This window comes from Mycobacterium sp. UM_WGJ, from assembly GCF_000455125.1.
In the GTDB taxonomy this organism is placed as follows: domain Bacteria; phylum Actinomycetota; class Actinomycetes; order Mycobacteriales; family Mycobacteriaceae; genus Mycobacterium.
The window spans coordinates 30,492-44,353 of record NZ_AUWR01000038.1 but is presented as its reverse complement, the minus strand read 5'-3'; the positions used below and the strand labels follow the sequence as shown (position 1 = coordinate 44,353).

14 protein-coding genes are annotated in these 13,862 nt (G+C 68.7%); 8 read left to right on the top strand and 6 right to left on the bottom strand.

Features of this window, described 5'->3' with window-relative positions; translation table 11 throughout:
* Positions 1 to 122: 122 nt before the first annotated feature.
* Complete coding sequence (locus tag N416_RS0112945; protein ID WP_024442533.1) at positions 123 to 1,682, bottom strand: dolichyl-phosphate-mannose--protein mannosyltransferase; 1,560 nt, start codon at positions 1,680 to 1,682, stop codon at positions 123 to 125.
* 24 nt (positions 1,683 to 1,706) lie between these two features.
* On the opposite strand from N416_RS0112945, the gene rsmI reads away from it, so the two are divergent.
* Together rsmI and N416_RS0112935 are read left to right on the top strand one after the other, a co-directional pair.
* Positions 1,707 to 2,543 (top strand): 16S rRNA (cytidine(1402)-2'-O)-methyltransferase, encoded by an 837-nt coding sequence (gene rsmI, locus N416_RS0112940; RefSeq protein WP_024442532.1) that lies wholly within the window; start codon positions 1,707 to 1,709, stop codon positions 2,541 to 2,543.
* 70 nt (positions 2,544 to 2,613) lie between these two features.
* Positions 2,614 to 3,012: a DUF6632 domain-containing protein gene (locus N416_RS0112935; RefSeq protein ID WP_024442531.1), complete on the top strand. Its 399-nt coding sequence runs from the start codon at positions 2,614 to 2,616 to the stop codon at positions 3,010 to 3,012.
* A gap of 5 nt (positions 3,013 to 3,017) precedes the next feature.
* On the opposite strand, the gene N416_RS0112930 is transcribed toward N416_RS0112935, so the two are convergent.
* Genes N416_RS0112930 through N416_RS0112920 form a run of 3 tightly spaced genes read right to left on the bottom strand, consistent with a single transcriptional unit; the run spans position 3,018 to position 6,421 of the window.
* Positions 3,018 to 4,274 (bottom strand): aminodeoxychorismate synthase component I, encoded by a 1,257-nt coding sequence (locus N416_RS0112930; RefSeq protein WP_024442530.1) that lies wholly within the window; start codon positions 4,272 to 4,274, stop codon positions 3,018 to 3,020.
* Positions 4,275 to 4,286: 12 nt separating this feature from the next.
* Complete coding sequence (locus N416_RS0112925) at positions 4,287 to 5,249, bottom strand: RNA polymerase sigma-70 factor (protein ID WP_024442529.1); 963 nt, start codon at positions 5,247 to 5,249, stop codon at positions 4,287 to 4,289.
* Positions 5,246 to 6,421 carry an NAD(P)/FAD-dependent oxidoreductase gene (locus N416_RS0112920; protein ID WP_024442528.1) on the bottom strand — a complete coding sequence of 392 codons (1,176 nt, stop codon included), beginning with the start codon at positions 6,419 to 6,421 and terminating at the stop codon, positions 5,246 to 5,248. Before N416_RS0112920 ends, N416_RS0112925 begins: the two co-directional genes overlap by 4 nt.
* Before the next feature lie 101 nt (positions 6,422 to 6,522).
* Between N416_RS0112920 and N416_RS0112915 the strand changes: the two genes are divergently transcribed.
* Complete coding sequence (locus N416_RS0112915) at positions 6,523 to 6,876, top strand: hypothetical protein (protein WP_024442527.1); 354 nt, start codon at positions 6,523 to 6,525, stop codon at positions 6,874 to 6,876.
* Between the two features lie 17 nt (positions 6,877 to 6,893).
* On the opposite strand, the gene metG is transcribed toward N416_RS0112915, so the two are convergent.
* Entirely contained in the window at positions 6,894 to 8,444 is a 1,551-nt protein-coding gene (gene metG, locus N416_RS0112910; protein ID WP_024442526.1) for a methionine--tRNA ligase, read from the bottom strand.
* A gap of 18 nt (positions 8,445 to 8,462) precedes the next feature.
* Between metG and N416_RS0112905 the strand changes: the two genes are divergently transcribed.
* The 3 genes from N416_RS0112905 (at position 8,463) to rsmA (ending at position 11,460) form a co-directional block, all read left to right on the top strand.
* A complete protein-coding gene (locus tag N416_RS0112905; protein WP_196805137.1) occupies positions 8,463 to 9,308 on the top strand; it encodes a TatD family hydrolase in 846 nt (281 codons plus the stop codon).
* A gap of 110 nt (positions 9,309 to 9,418) precedes the next feature.
* Complete coding sequence (locus N416_RS0112900) at positions 9,419 to 10,537, top strand: resuscitation-promoting factor (protein WP_036457889.1); 1,119 nt, start codon at positions 9,419 to 9,421, stop codon at positions 10,535 to 10,537.
* Positions 10,534 to 11,460: a 16S rRNA (adenine(1518)-N(6)/adenine(1519)-N(6))-dimethyltransferase RsmA gene (rsmA, locus tag N416_RS0112895; RefSeq protein WP_369797603.1), complete on the top strand. Its 927-nt coding sequence runs from the start codon at positions 10,534 to 10,536 to the stop codon at positions 11,458 to 11,460. Before N416_RS0112900 ends, rsmA begins: the two co-directional genes overlap by 4 nt.
* On the opposite strand, the gene N416_RS0112890 is transcribed toward rsmA, so the two are convergent.
* A complete protein-coding gene (locus N416_RS0112890; RefSeq protein ID WP_024442522.1) occupies positions 11,376 to 12,212 on the bottom strand; it encodes a serine/threonine-protein kinase in 837 nt (278 codons plus the stop codon). The genes rsmA and N416_RS0112890 overlap by 85 nt on opposite strands.
* Positions 12,213 to 12,344: 132 nt before the next feature.
* Here N416_RS0112890 and N416_RS23900 point away from each other — a divergent pair, with 132 nt between their 5' ends.
* Positions 12,345 to 12,989 (top strand): PE-PPE domain-containing protein, encoded by a 645-nt coding sequence (locus N416_RS23900; RefSeq protein WP_231384224.1) that lies wholly within the window; start codon positions 12,345 to 12,347, stop codon positions 12,987 to 12,989.
* Positions 12,990 to 13,014: 25 nt separating this feature from the next.
* Positions 13,015 to 13,812, top strand: coding sequence for a PE-PPE domain-containing protein (locus N416_RS23895; protein WP_231384238.1), 798 nt, complete (start codon positions 13,015 to 13,017; stop codon positions 13,810 to 13,812).
* Positions 13,813 to 13,862 lie beyond the last annotated feature (50 nt).

Genomic DNA, 13,862 nt, shown 5'->3' with positions numbered 1-13,862 from the left:
TGACTCAGGACACTAGAGGCCCGCGCGTTCAGATTGCGCGCAGGGCTGTGGATAAGTTCCGCCCGCAGCCCTGCGCGCAATCTCACGCGACGAAGGACGCGACGACGCACGCGGCGACGCTGCTACGACCAGCTGGGCAGCCAGATCTCCATGTTCCAGGTCGCCGGGGAGATCGGCACCCCGGTCAGAATCGGATACAGCCAGGCGAAGTTGGTCAGCACCAGGGCCACGTAGCACGACACCGCAAGCAGACCGAGCGCCCACCGCTCCTCGGTACGGGTTCTGCCGTTGTTGATGATGTCGACGCAGATCAGGGCCAGCAGCATCGCCAGAAACGGCGCCATCGGCACCGCGTAGAAGAAATACATCTGCCGGCCGATGCCGGCGAACCAAGGCAGCCAACCAGCGCAGTAGCCCGTCAGCGCCGCGGCGTAGCGCCAGTCGTGGCGCACCAGGCTGCGCCACAATGCGTAGCCCAGCACCGGCACGGCCAGCCACCACATCGCCGGCGTGCCCACCAGCATCACCGCCTTGACGCAGGACTGCGCGCCGCAGCCGGGCACGTCGTGCTGGTCGATCGCATAGAGCACCGGGCGCAGCGACATCGGCCACGTCCACGGCTTGGACTCCCACGGGTGGTGGTTGCCGGCGGCGTTCGTCAGCCCGGCATGGAAGTGATACGCCTGGTAGGTGTAGTGCCACAGCGAGCGCAGCGCGTCGGGAATCGGGAACCGACTCTCGAAGCCGATCGACTGGCCGACTTCATGGCGGTCCACGCCGGTCTCGGAGGCGAACCATGGCGCGTACGACGCCAGATACACCCCGAACGGGATGAGCGCGAACACATACGCCGTGGGACCGACGTCGCGGCGCAGCGTCCCCAGCCAAGGCCGCCGCACCCGGTACTGCCGGCGGGCGGCCACGTCGAACGCCAGCGACATCGCCGCGAAGAACACCACAAAGTACAGGCCGGACCACTTGGTGGCGCAGGCCAAGCCGAGCAGCACCCCGGCGCCGAAGCGCCACCAGCGCACCCCGAGTCGAGGGCCCCACGGGGTTGCGCCGCAGCGGCCTTCGGTCAGCACGGTATGCATCCGCATCCGCACCTGGTCGCGGTCGACGATCAGTGCCCCGAACGCGGCCACCACGAAAAACGTCAGGAAGCCGTCCAGCAGCGCCGTGCGCGCGGCGACGAAGCTGACCCCGTCGCCCACCAGCAGCAGCCCGGCGATCCCGCCGGCCAGCGTCGAGCGGGTCATGCGCCGCACGATCCGCACCAGCAGCGCTATTGCCAGCACGCCGAGCAGTGCGCTGGTGAACCGCCAGCCCAGCCCGTTGTAGCCGAACAGCGCCTCACCGATCGCGATCAGCTGCTTGCCCACCGGCGGGTGCACCACCAGGCCGTAGCCGGGATTGTCCTCGACCCCGTGGTTGTGCAGCATCTGCCAGGCCTGCGGCGCGTAGTGCTTCTCGTCGAAGATCGGGGTGCCGGCGTCGGTCGGCGTGTAGAGGTTGGAAAACCGGGTCACCGCGGCCAACAGCGTGACTGCCGCGGTGACGGCCCAGCCCCGGACCCGGTCGGTCGGGCCGAAATCGGCGACCGGCACCAGCAGCCCCGGGCTGATCACCGGAGCAGAGCGCTCCGGCACGGCCGCGGGCCTGGTAGCGGTCGGAGCGCTCATTCCGACGATCGTAGGCTGTGCGCCATGCCCGATGGTCGATTGCTGCTGGGTGCCACCCCGTTGGGCCAGCCCGGTGACGCGTCGTCGCGGCTGGTCGAAGCGCTGCGTACCGCTGATGTCGTGGCCGCCGAGGACACCCGCCGGGTGCGGACGCTGGCCAAATCTCTCGATGTGCAGATTGCCGGCCGGGTGGTCAGCCTGTTCGACGCCAACGAGGCGACGCGGGTCCCGACCCTGCTTGCCGAGATCGAGGCCGGCGCCACCGTGCTGGTGGTCAGCGACGCCGGGATGCCGCTGATCAGCGACCCGGGCTACCGCCTGGTGTCCGCGTGCGCCGAGGCCGGGCTGGCCGTGACCTGCCTGCCCGGGCCATCGGCGGTGACGACCGCCCTGGCGCTGTCCGGGCTGGCCTCGGAGCGGTTCTGCTTCGAGGGCTTCGCGCCCCGCAAGCAGGCGGCGCGCCGGGCGTGGCTGGCTTCGTTGGCCGACGAGCGGCGCACCTGCGTGTTCTTCGAGTCGCCGCGGCGGCTGGCCGACTGCCTGCGTGACGCGGTCGCCGAACTCGGCGGGGACCGTCGCGCAGTGGTCTGCCGGGAGCTGACCAAGACCCACGAAGAGGTGCGGCGCGGGACGCTGACCGAGCTGGCCGGCTGGGCCGTCGACGGCGTGCTGGGGGAGATCACCGTGGTGTTGGCGGGCGCGACCCCGCGCGCTGACCTGGCGACGCTGGTGGACGAGGTGAACCGGCTGGCGGGCGAAGGCATGCGGGTCAAGGATGCCTGCGCGCAGGTGATCGCCGACGTGCCCGCCGCGGTGTCGCGACGCGAGCTGTACGACGCGGTGCTGCGATCCCGCCAGTAGGGGATATCGGATTCTCCTGTGCGCCGTTAGGCTTTGCTGATGTAGCTGCTCGGGCTCGAAGAGGACGCGGATGACGTCGAACGACAGGACTGAAACGACACCGCTGAAGGTTGCGCTGACCGTCGTCGGGCTGATCTTCGTCGTCGGGATCTATCCGCTGACCGTGCTCTGGCCGGCGGGCTGGGCCTGGGGCCATGCCGGCGCGGATTCGTCGCACTATCTGGTGATGATCCTGGGCATGTACGCCACGCTCGGGGTGTTCCTGCTGTTCGCCGCACGTGATCCGCTGGCTCATCGCAGCCTGATCTGGTTCACGGTGGCCTCCAGTGTGGTGCACGCCGCGATCATGACGGCGCAGGCGATCGGCGACCCGGCCGAACGTGGTCATCTGGCCGGTGACGTGCCCGCGTTGGTGATCGTGGCGCTGGTGCTGGCGCTGCTGATGCCGCGCCGCGGCGCAACCGTGTAGTGCGTCTACGACGCGGTGCTGCGTTCCTGGGACTGGCCGTCGGCGACGATCGGGGCGGCCTTGTGCAGGCACTCCTGCCACTCGGCGTCGACGTCGGAGTCCGCGGTGATACCGCCGCCGACCCCCAGCACCGCGCCACCGGCGGCGTCGAACTCCACGGTGCGGATCGCGACGTTGAGTTCGCAGCCGGCCACCGGCGACGCCAACCCCACCGTGCCGCAGTACGCCCCGCGACGCGCGGGCTCCCACTCCGAAAGTAGCTGGCGGGCACGGTGTTTGGGGGTCCCGGTCACCGACGCGGGCGGGAACGTCGCATCCAGCAACTCCGCCATGGCCAGCTGCTCGGGCAACCGGGCCGAGACCGTCGACACCAGATGCCACACCCCGGGGGCCGGCCGCACCGCCAACAGCTCGGGCACGGTGACCGTGCCGGTGATCGCCACCCGGCCCAGGTCATTGCGGACCAGGTCCACGATCATGATGTTCTCCGCGACGTCCTTGGTCGAAGCGCGCAGCGCCGACGGGCGGGCGTACAGCGGCAGGGTGCCTTTGATCGGGCTGGAGTCCACGACCTGACCGCGGCGGCGCAGGAACAGCTCCGGTGACAGCGAGGCCACCGCGCCCCAGTCGCCGGCGACGTAGGCGGCACGCGCGGGGCCGGTGCGCGCCACCGCGTCGGCGAAGAAATCCAGTGGGGCGCCGCTGACGGCTCCGGTGAAGCGGGTGCACACGCAGGCCTGATACACCTCACCGGACCGGATAGCCTCCAGGCAGGCCAGCACTCCGGCGCGGTGCGCTTGGCGGTCCGGAGTCTCCCAATAGATGCGGTATCCCCGCGCCGGGGCGGGCGTCGTCAGCGCCTCGGCCAGCCAACCCGGCATGGCCGCTCCGGACAGGCTTTCGAACCACCACTGCCCGTCGGTGTTGTCCTGACGCAGCACGCAGTCAGTCCAGCCGCCGGCGGCTTCGGGGATGCGAGGCCCCAGGCCGTCGGCGCCGGCATCGGGGTAGGACAGATAGCCGATCCAGCCGCCGCCCACCACACCGGGTCCATGCGGGGCATTCGGGGCATTCGGGGCACAAAACACCTGGTCGGGGCCCACCGGCTTCACGGCCACGCTGGGGGCGATCACCGCCTGGGACCCGAACCACTCGCCGGTCAGAGCGGCCGGCGGCGGCAGCCCGCGTCGGTCGGTCGCATCGCCGACTGCGCGCAGCACCGCCGGGGCTGCCCCCAAGTCGCCGAGCCGCTCGATTCGCACGGCACTAGCTTGTCAGACGTCGGCGCCTCGGGTGATCTCACGGGCGGCCGCCACCGCCGCCAGCTTGTCCGGGTTGCGCATGGCGTAGAAGTTGGTGATCAGCCCGTCGACGATCTCGAAGGTGAATACACCCTCCAGACGGTCGGCGCGGTAGAACAGCACCGCGGGTGCGGAGTTGCAGACGCCCATGTCCACCCGGACGTCGGGCATCTGCGTCCCCTGCCGCAGCAGCCCGATAACCGTGCGGGCCACCTTGTCGGCACCCACGACCGGCCGGCGGGCCGCGCTGGCTTTGCCGCCGCTATCGGCAGTCCACACCACATCCGGCGCCAGCATCGACAGCACGGTGGTGATGTCGCCGCCCGCCGCCGCGGCCATGAACTCCGCGGTGACCCGCGCGCTCTCCTCCGGGTCGACCGGAGCGTAGCGCGGCCGCCGCGCCTGAACGTGGTTGCGCGCCCGGTGCGCGACCTGGCGGGCCGCGGCCGCGGATTTGCCGACCGCGGCCGCGATCTCGTCATAGTCGAAACCGAACACTTCGCGCAGCACGAACACCGCGCGCTCCTCGGGGCGCAGCGTCTCCAACACCACCAGCATCGCCATCGACACCGATTCGGCCAGCACGACATCGGCCGAGGGATCGTGCTCGGTCAGCAGCAGCGGCTCAGGCAGCCACGGCCCGACGTACTCCTCGCGGCGCCGAGCGCCGGCCCGCAGCGCGTTGAGCGCCTGACGGGTGACCAGGCTGGCCAGGTACGCCTTGACATCGCGGACTTCGGCCAGGTCCACCTCAGCCCAGCGCAGGTAGCTGTCCTGCAAGACGTCGTCGGATTCGGTTGCCGAGCCAAGGATCTCGTAGGCGATGGTGAACAGTAGCGGCCGGAGCTCGGTGAACCGCTGGGCTTGAGCAGCGGTTCCAGCTTCGCCTCTCCTTCGTCGAGGCTCGCTGAACCGCTGGGTTTGACCGTTTGTCACACCGCGGCCCCCCGTTCCGCCTGGCCCTGTGCGATGCGGCCCGCACGGGCGCCGGCCTTCATCCAACGGTACGAGCCCGGCTTGGCGGCCTCGCCCCGAATCCACGTGACCGTGTATTTGCAGATCGCCTCCTTGACCACGGCGCCAAGCCGGCCGCCGACGAACGCCTTGATCGGGGTGTCATCGCGGCGGGACAACTGCACCGTGGCCGCGTCGCGTCCCACGCTGATGCACTGGGCGGCGAACGCCTGGTCCAGCGCGACCGGCGAGGTCCCGGCGATGCGGGCCAGCACGGTGTCGGCGGCCTGAGCGCCCAGTGGCAGGGCGGCCTGGCAGCTCATCCGCAATGGCTGGCCCGAGGGGGCGACGGCATCTCCGGCCGCCATGATCCACGGGTTGTCGATACTGGTCAGAGTTTCATCGGTGAGCAGCCGACCCAACGCGTCGGTGGCCAGTCCACTGGCGGTGGCCAGGTCCGGCACGCCGAACCCTGCCGTCCAGACCGTCACCGCGCTGGGCAGCACGGTGCCATCACGCAGCACCAGAGCGTCGGCGCGCACTTCGGCGACGACCGCCTCGCGCACATCGACACCCAGCTTGCGCAGCGCCTTGACCACCGAGCGTCGGCCCGCCGCGTGCAGTGACGGTCCGAGCATTTCGCCGCAGACCAGGGTCACCGGCCGGCCCTGTCCGGCCAGTTCGGAGGCAGCCTCGATTCCGGTCAGTCCACCGCCCACCACCGTCACCGGGGCCTGCGGGGCGAGCTCGCCCAGCCGGGCCAGCAGCCGGGCCGCGGACTCGAATTCACTGAGGGAATAAGCGTATTCGGCGGCGCCGGGAACCGCCGGAGTGATCGCACCGGTGCTGCCTACCGTGTAGATGAGGAAGTCGTAGCGCAGCACGGTGCCCGACGCCAGCTCGACGCGCCGGTCCGCGGCGTCGATCCGGGTGGCGGAGTCGACCAGCAGCTGGACTCCGTCACCGAGCAGTTCGGGGTAGTCGATGGTGGCCGTGCCGGTGCCGGCCACGTACTGGTGCAGCCGGATCCGCTCGACGAACTCCGGGCGCGGATTGACCAGGGTGATGTCGACGTCCGGGTGCTGGCGCAGCCGGTTGGCGGCCAGGGTGCCGGCGTAGCCGCCGCCGATGATGACGACCTGGATGCGGGTCATGAGGTGCTCCTGTCCTTGAAGTGGTGATGCCCTCTAGACACCGCGGAGCGGGCGAGCGTGACACGGTGTGACCTGATTCACTGCGTGCGTAGGCTGGGTCCATGGCGTTCGGTGGCCGGGGACGGAGATTCATTCAGGTGTTCAACGCCGTGGCGACGTCGCTGATCGCAGCGCCGATGCTCGGTTCGCTGTTCGGCCGGCGGTTGACCACGATCAGCTATGTGGGGCGACGGTCCGGGCAGACCTTCACTCTTCCGGTGGGCTACTGGCGCAGCGGTGACGAGGTGCGAATCGGAGTCGCCATGCCGGATGCGAAGGCCTGGTGGCGCAATTTCTCAGGCGAGGGCGGGCCGTTGACGATCCGGCTCGACGGAGTCAACCGGACCGGGCAGGCCGTCGCGCACCGCGACGAGCATGGCGCAGTGACCGTGGCCGTACGGTTAGATCCGCTCTAGCCCGGGCGTTCCCATCGTCAGGGCTGATACCGCGGAAAAACCCCGGAGGGTGCCGGCAGCGTCAGGCCCGGCGCCAGCCGCTGGGGTACGGCGGTGAACATCCGCTGTTCGCTGGTCTGGCCCAGAAGGTCCAGCAGCTTGGCCGCCGAGTCCGGCATCACCGGCTGCACCAGCAGCGCGGCGATCCGCACCGCCTCCAGCGTGGTGTAGAGGACGGTGCCGAAGCGGGCCTGATCGGCCGCGGACTCGCTCTTGGCCAGCTTCCACGGCTCGTTGGCCGAGAAGTACCGGTTGGCCGCGCCCAGCATCTGCCAGATCGCCTCCAGGCCCAGGTGCATGGACTGCGTGCCGAAGGCCGCCCGCATCTTCTCCAGCAGCGCGTCGGCCAGGGCCAGCAGTTCCTCGCCGTCGGCGGCCTGGGCGGTCGGCTCGGGCACCACCCCGCCCAGATTCTTGGCCACCATCGACAGCGAGCGCTGCGCCAGGTTGCCCAGCTCGTTGGCCAGGTCGGCGTTGATGCGGCCGATCATCGCCTCGTCGGAGATGCTGCCGTCCTGGCCGAACGGGATCTCGCGCAGCAGGAAAAAGCGCACCTGGTCGACGCCGTACTTGTCGACGAACTCGACTGGGTCGATCACGTTGCCCACCGACTTGCTCATCTTCTCGCCGCTGTTGAGCAGGAAGCCGTGTGCGAAAACCCTGCGCGGCAAATCGATTCCGGCCGACATCAGAAAGGCGGGCCAGTACACGGTGTGGAACCGGATGATGTCCTTGCCGATCATGTGCAGATCGGCGGGCCAATACCGGCGGAAGGTTGGCGAGTCGGTGTCGGGATAGCCGACGCCGGTCAGGTAGTTGGTCAGCGCGTCCACCCAGACGTACATGACATGGTCGGGGTGTCCGGGCACCGGCACCCCCCAGTCGAACGAGGTGCGCGAGATCGACAGATCCCGCAGGCCGCCGGAGACGAAGCTGACCACCTCGTTGCGACGCACCTCGGGGGCGATGAAGTCCGGGTTCGCCTCGTAGTGCGCCAGCAGCCGGTCGGCGTAGGCCGAGAGCCGGAAGAAGAAGGTCTGTTCCTCGGTCCAGGTGACCGGCGCCCCCGTCTCGGCGGCGACCCGCGAACCGTCCTCGTTGAGCCGGGTCTCACCCTCGGTGAAGAACCGCTCGTCGCGCACCGAATACCAGCCGGAGTAGGCGTCTAGGTAGATGTCACCGGCGTCGACCATGCGCTGCCAGATCGCCTTGGAGGCCTCCAGGTGATCGGCGTCGGTGGTGCGGATGAACCGGTCGAAGGAGATGTTGAGCTTCTCCTGCAGTCGCTGGAACACATCGGAGTTGCGCCGGGCCAGATCCGCGGTGGCGATGCCCTCGGCGGCGGCGGTCTCGGCCATCTTCAGCCCGTGCTCATCGGTGCCGGTCAGGTACCGCACGTCGAACCCGTCGAGCCGGTGGAACCGGGCGATCGCGTCGGTGGCGATGTACTCGTAGGCGTGGCCGATGTGCGGGTCACCGTTGGGGTAGGTGATAGCGGTGGTGACATAGAAAGGCTGCGTTCTTCTCATCACTCGCCACCTTATTGTGTGCGGGTGAGCTCGAAACGATCAGCCAAAACTCCGCCGCCGGCACCGCAGGAGCTGAGTCCACTGGTCGACGCCCACACCCACCTCGACGCCTGTGGGGGTGCCGACGCCTCGTCGGTGCGCGCCATCATGGACCGCGCCGCCGCCGTCGGGGTGCAGGCGGCGGTGACCGTCGCCGACGACTTGGCGTCGGCTCGCTGGGTGACCCAGGCCGCCGACGCCGACGAGCGGGTCTACGCGGCGGTCGCCCTGCATCCCACTCGCGCCGATTCGCTCACCGATGCGGCCCGCGCCGAGATCGAGGCGCTGGTCGCCCATCCTCGAGTGGTGGCGGTCGGCGAGACCGGCATGGACCTGTATTGGCCCGGGCGTCTGGAGGGCTGCGCGACCCCCCAGACCCAGCGCGAGGCGTTCGCCTGGCATATCGACCTGGCCAAACGGGCTGGCAAACCGCTGATGATCCACAACCGTGACGCCGACGCCGCCGTGCTCGACGTGCTGCGCGCCGAAGGCGCCCCGGAGACGGTGATCTTCCACTGTTTCTCGTCCGGCCCGGAGATGGCTCACACCTGCATCGACGCCGGCTGGATTCTGAGTCTGTCCGGCACGGTCAGCTTCAAAAACGCCCGTGACCTGCGGGAAGCGGCAGCATTGATTCCGGACGCGCAGCTTCTGGTGGAGACCGATGCGCCGTTTTTGACTCCGCATCCGTACCGCGGTGCACCGAACGAGCCCTACTGTCTGCCATACACTGTGAGAGCGCTGGCCGAGCTGTTGGGAAGATCGGCAGCCGAACTGGCGCAGGCCACGAACCGCAACGCCCGGCGGGTGTATGGGCTGGGGTGAAGGTCGAGCAGGTCACATTCGGTTGCCGACGCCAGTGGAGTTCGTTACCGTTCCGTTATCGAAGCTGGGGCACCGTAAGGGCCCCTTTCCCGTGTCGTGAGGTTTTTGTCTTGAATCTTTTGACCAGGCTGCATCAGGCTCCCTCGCCGATGCTGCGGCTTCTGGTCGGCGCTTTACTGCTGGTGCTGACCTTTGCGGGCGGCTTCGCGGTCGCCAGCGCCAAGACCGTGACGCTGGACGTCGATGGAACCCCGATCACCGTCACCACCATGCGGTCGCGGGTCATCGACGTCGTCTCCGAGAACGGCTTCGACCTCGGCGAGCGCGACGATGTGAGCCCCGCCCGCACCGCGCAGGTGCACGACTCGGACACGATCATGGTCCGCCGCGGGCGGCCCCTGCAGGTCTCGCTGGACGGGCGTGAGCCTCAGCAGGTGTGGACGACGGCGCTCTCGGTGGACGAGGCGCTGGCCCAGCTCTCGATGACCGACACCGCCCCCGCTGCGGCGTCGCGCGGCAGCCGCGTCCCGCTGGCCGGTATGGCACTGCCGGTCGTCAGCGCCAAGACGGTCACGATCGACGACGGTGGCGTGGTGCGCACCGTGCACCTGGCCGCGCCCAATGTCGCCGAACTGCTGGCTGCCGACGGCGCCCCGCTGGAGCAGGCCGACAAGGTCATCCCGGCGGCCTCGACCCCGGTCACCGAGGGCATGGCGATCCAGGTGACGCGGATCCGGGTCAAGCAGGTCACCGAGCGGGTGCCGCTGCCCCCGTCGGCCCGTCGCATCGAAGACCCGACCATGAACATCAGCCGGCAGGTCGTTGACGACCCGGGCACGCCTGGCACCCAGGACGTGACGTACTCGGTGGCCACCGTCAACGGCGCCGAGACCGGCCGCCTGCCGGTCGCCAACGCGGTGGTGGACCCGGCCCGCGATTCGGTACTGCGGGTCGGCGCCAAGCCGGGCACCGAGGTGCCGCCGTCGGTGTACGGGGCCGCCTGGGACCGCATCGCCAACTGTGAGTCGCACGGAAACTGGGCGATCAACACCGGCAACGGCTTCTACGGTGGCGTGCAGTTCGATTACGGCACGTGGGTGGCCAACGGCGGTCTGAAGTACGCGCCGCGCGCGGATATGGCTACTCGCGAAGAGCAGATCGCGATCGCGGAGGTCACCCAGGCCCGCCAAGGCTGGGGAGCCTGGCCGGTGTGCAGCGGGAGGCGCTGACCATCGGGCTACTCGGGGCCGGTGACATCAGGGCCCTGGCAAACGAACTCGACCTGCGGCCCCGAAAATCTCTGGGGCAGAACTTCGTTCATGACGCAAACACCGTGCGCCGGATTGTGGACGGCGCCGGTATCACCGCCGACGACCACGTCCTCGAGGTCGGGCCCGGGCTGGGCTCGTTGACCCTGGCGTTGCTCGAGTACGGCCCGACGGTGATCGCCGTCGAGAAGGATCCGGTGCTGGCCGCCCGGTTGCCGCAGACCATCGCCGAACACGCTCCCGCTGACGCCACCCGGCTCGAGGTGCTCGGGCGGGACGTTTTGACCCTGCGCCGTGACGAGGTGGCGACCGCGCCGACGGCGGTGGTGGCCAATCTGCCCTACAACGTTGCGGTTCCGGCGTTGTTGCACCTGCTGTCGGAGTTCGGCTCCATCCGCACCGTGACGGTCATGGTGCAGTTGGAGGTAGCCGAGCGTTTGGCCGCTGAGCCTGGTGGCAAGGACTACGGGGTGCCCAGCGCCAAGGCACGATTCTTCGGCGCGGTGCGCCGCTGCGGCACGGTCCCGCCCAGCGTGTTCTGGCCGGTGCCGCGGGTGAATTCCGGGCTGGTGCGTATCGACCGGTACGACACCGCTGAATGGCCGGTCGATGATGCCTTCCGTCGCCAGGTCTTTGCCCTGATCGATGTCGCTTTCGCCCAGCGCCGCAAGACTATTCGCAATGCGTTCACGGACTGGGCGGGAACGGGGGCGCGCTCTGCGGAGTTGTTGGAGGCCGCTGGCATCGATCCGATGAGTCGCGGCGAGACGTTGGCGATCGACGATTTCGTGCGCCTGCTTCAGGTCTCGACCGGCTTGGGTGGCCCGGCGTGCGGCAGCAGCGCGCGGGACAACTCCTCGACGAAGTCTGCGCAGGACCCGTAGCGGCGTGCCGGAAACTTCGTCAGCGCACGTTGCACCACCACATCGGCTGCTCGCGCCGCCGGACCGAGCGTGTCGGACAGTGGTGGCGGTAGCAGCCGCAGGTGCGCTTCGGCCAGATCGGCTGCGCTCTGCGTGGGGAAGGGCGGCGCTCCGGTGAGCAGTTCTACCGCCGTACAGGCCAAGGCGTATTCGTCGGTGGCCGCCGACGGGGCCTTGCCCTGCAGGATCTCCGGCGCGGTGTAGGGCAACGAGACTTCGGGGTGCCCGAAATGTCCGGGCCGGTGCCACACGTCTTCGACGACGGCGTGGGCCGCTCCGAAGTCGGTCAGCACCGCACCGGCCCGGCCGAAGTCGGCATGGATCAGGATGTTGGCCGGCTTGACGTCACTGTGCACGATGCCGCGACGATGCGCGTAGTCGAGCGCGGTCGCGATCTGGGTCAGCGCGGCCAGGCGGTCCTGCAGCGCGCGCAGGCCGGTCGCCTTGCCCCCGTCGACGTACTGCATCGCCAGCCAGAACGGCCCGTGCCGGTACACCGCGACGATGTGGGGGTGCTTGAGGGCGCTGGCGAACCCGAACTCCCGCTCCAACCGGCGCTGCTCGGCGGGGGAGCGGTGCGACTCATCGAGGACCTTCAGCGCCACGGGCACGTCGCGGCTGCTGGGGTGGTGGGCCAAATACACCCCGGCGTGCCCGCCACGCCCGATCTCGCGCTCGATCAGGTAGCCGCCGTAATCGCCGGCTGCGTTCATGACCTCAGATTAGGGCGCGCACAGCTACCTCGCAGAAAACTAAGAAAAACATGATCGAGTGCGTATAAATCAATGACATTTCGCTGGTGCGAGGTGATAATCGTCCCCATAACGTCACCCGGGGAGGCCACCATGACAACTCTGTCCCGTCGCAACCTGAGCTCCATCGGTGCCGTGCCGCTGACCCTGGCCGCCATCACCGCCCTCGGAGTCGCCCCGGTTGTGGTGCCGGACCTGACCGCCTCCGTCAAGACCGTGATTGCTCAGACAACTCTGCTCGACACCGAATCGTGGATCATGGGCGGCAGCGGCCTGCCGATCCCGTCGCCGCAGTACCTGGCCGCACTGACCGATCGGTTTCTTGACCCGTCGACGCCGAAATTCGCGGGTCAGCCGACCTTCCCGGTGGACGCCACCAACCCGTTGTTCACCCCGGAGGGTCTCTACCCGCTCACCGGCGTGAAGACGCTACCGCTGGACACCTCGCTGCAGCAGGGCTCCACCATCTTGTATCAGACGATCATGAGCGAGATCGGCAAAGGCAATGACCTTGTCGTACTGGGCTATTCGCAAAGCGGCGTCATCAACGGTCTGGTGATGGACCAGCTGCTGGCCCTGCCCGAGGAAGAGCGTCCGACCTCCGACCAGCTGTCCTTCGTGACGCTGGGCAGCCCGGCCAACCCCAACGGCGGCCTGCTGGCCCGCTTCGACGTGCCCGGGGTTCCGCTGAGCCTGGCCAGCCTCGGCGTCACCTTCAGCGGGGGGGGCTCCATCTGAGACACCTTGGGAGACCGCCAATTACATCCAGGAATACGACGGCTTCGCCGACTTCCCGAAGTACCCGCTGAACTTCCTGGCCGACCTCAACGCCTTCATGGGCATCATGTTCATCCACGGCACCTACCCGAGGCTCACCGATGAACAGCTGGCCAGTGCCATCGAGCTCAATGTCTCCGACGGCTATACCGGCAACAACCAGTACTTCATGATCCCCACTGAAGACCTGCCGCTGTTGCAGCTGTTGCGCGGCAACGCATTCGGCAACGCGTTCGCCGACCTGTTGCAGCCGGCCTTGCGGGTGCTGATCAACCTCGGCTACGGCAACATCGAGCACGGTTGGGACCAGGGACCGGCGGACATCTCCACGCCGTTCGGGCTGTTCCCCGACGTGAACCCGATGGACGTGCTCACCGCCCTGGCGAACGGCGCCGAGCAGGGTTGGAACGACTTCGTTGCCGCCTTGCAGGACATGGCATCCGGCAGTGCTGCTGGCCTCTTCGGCTGGGACACCGGAGGCCCGGCGGACTTCAGCATGCCGAGCCTGTTGGACGTCGCGAATACCATCAGCGCCGCCGCCTCGACCCTGTACGCGACACTGCTGCCGACCGCCGACATCATCAACTCGCTGATCACCACGCTGCCGGCCTACAGCGCGAGCCTGTTCTTCAACGAGCTGATGTCCGGTGATCTGGTGGGCGCGATCGGGATGCCGCTGGCGGCCACCACCGGGTTGGTCACCATGGCCGCCGGGTTCGAGGTGGAGGTTCTGATGAATGCCTTCAGCTCGATCAGCGCCGACTTCGCCGACCTGTTCTCCTGATCGGTAGGGATTCGCGGCCCGGAGCCCGGGTGCAGGGTTGCCGTGGACCG

Bases quoted from the DNA above. Each gene is read 5' to 3' on its own strand.
- N416_RS0112945 (WP_024442533.1), bottom strand. From the start codon at position 1,682: ATGAGCGCTCCGACCGCTACCAGGCCCGCGGCCGTGCCGGAGCGCTCT.
- rsmI (WP_024442532.1), top strand. From the start codon at position 1,707: ATGCCCGATGGTCGATTGCTGCTGGGTGCCACCCCGTTGGGCCAGCCC.
- N416_RS0112935 (WP_024442531.1), top strand. From the start codon at position 2,614: ATGACGTCGAACGACAGGACTGAAACGACACCGCTGAAGGTTGCGCTG.
- N416_RS0112920 (WP_024442528.1), bottom strand. From the start codon at position 6,421: ATGACCCGCATCCAGGTCGTCATCATCGGCGGCGGCTACGCCGGCACC.
- N416_RS0112915 (WP_024442527.1), top strand. From the start codon at position 6,523: ATGGCGTTCGGTGGCCGGGGACGGAGATTCATTCAGGTGTTCAACGCC.
- metG (WP_024442526.1), bottom strand. From the start codon at position 8,444: ATGAGAAGAACGCAGCCTTTCTATGTCACCACCGCTATCACCTACCCC.
- N416_RS0112890 (WP_024442522.1), bottom strand. From the start codon at position 12,212: ATGAACGCAGCCGGCGATTACGGCGGCTACCTGATCGAGCGCGAGATC.
- N416_RS23900 (WP_231384224.1), top strand. From the start codon at position 12,345: ATGACAACTCTGTCCCGTCGCAACCTGAGCTCCATCGGTGCCGTGCCG.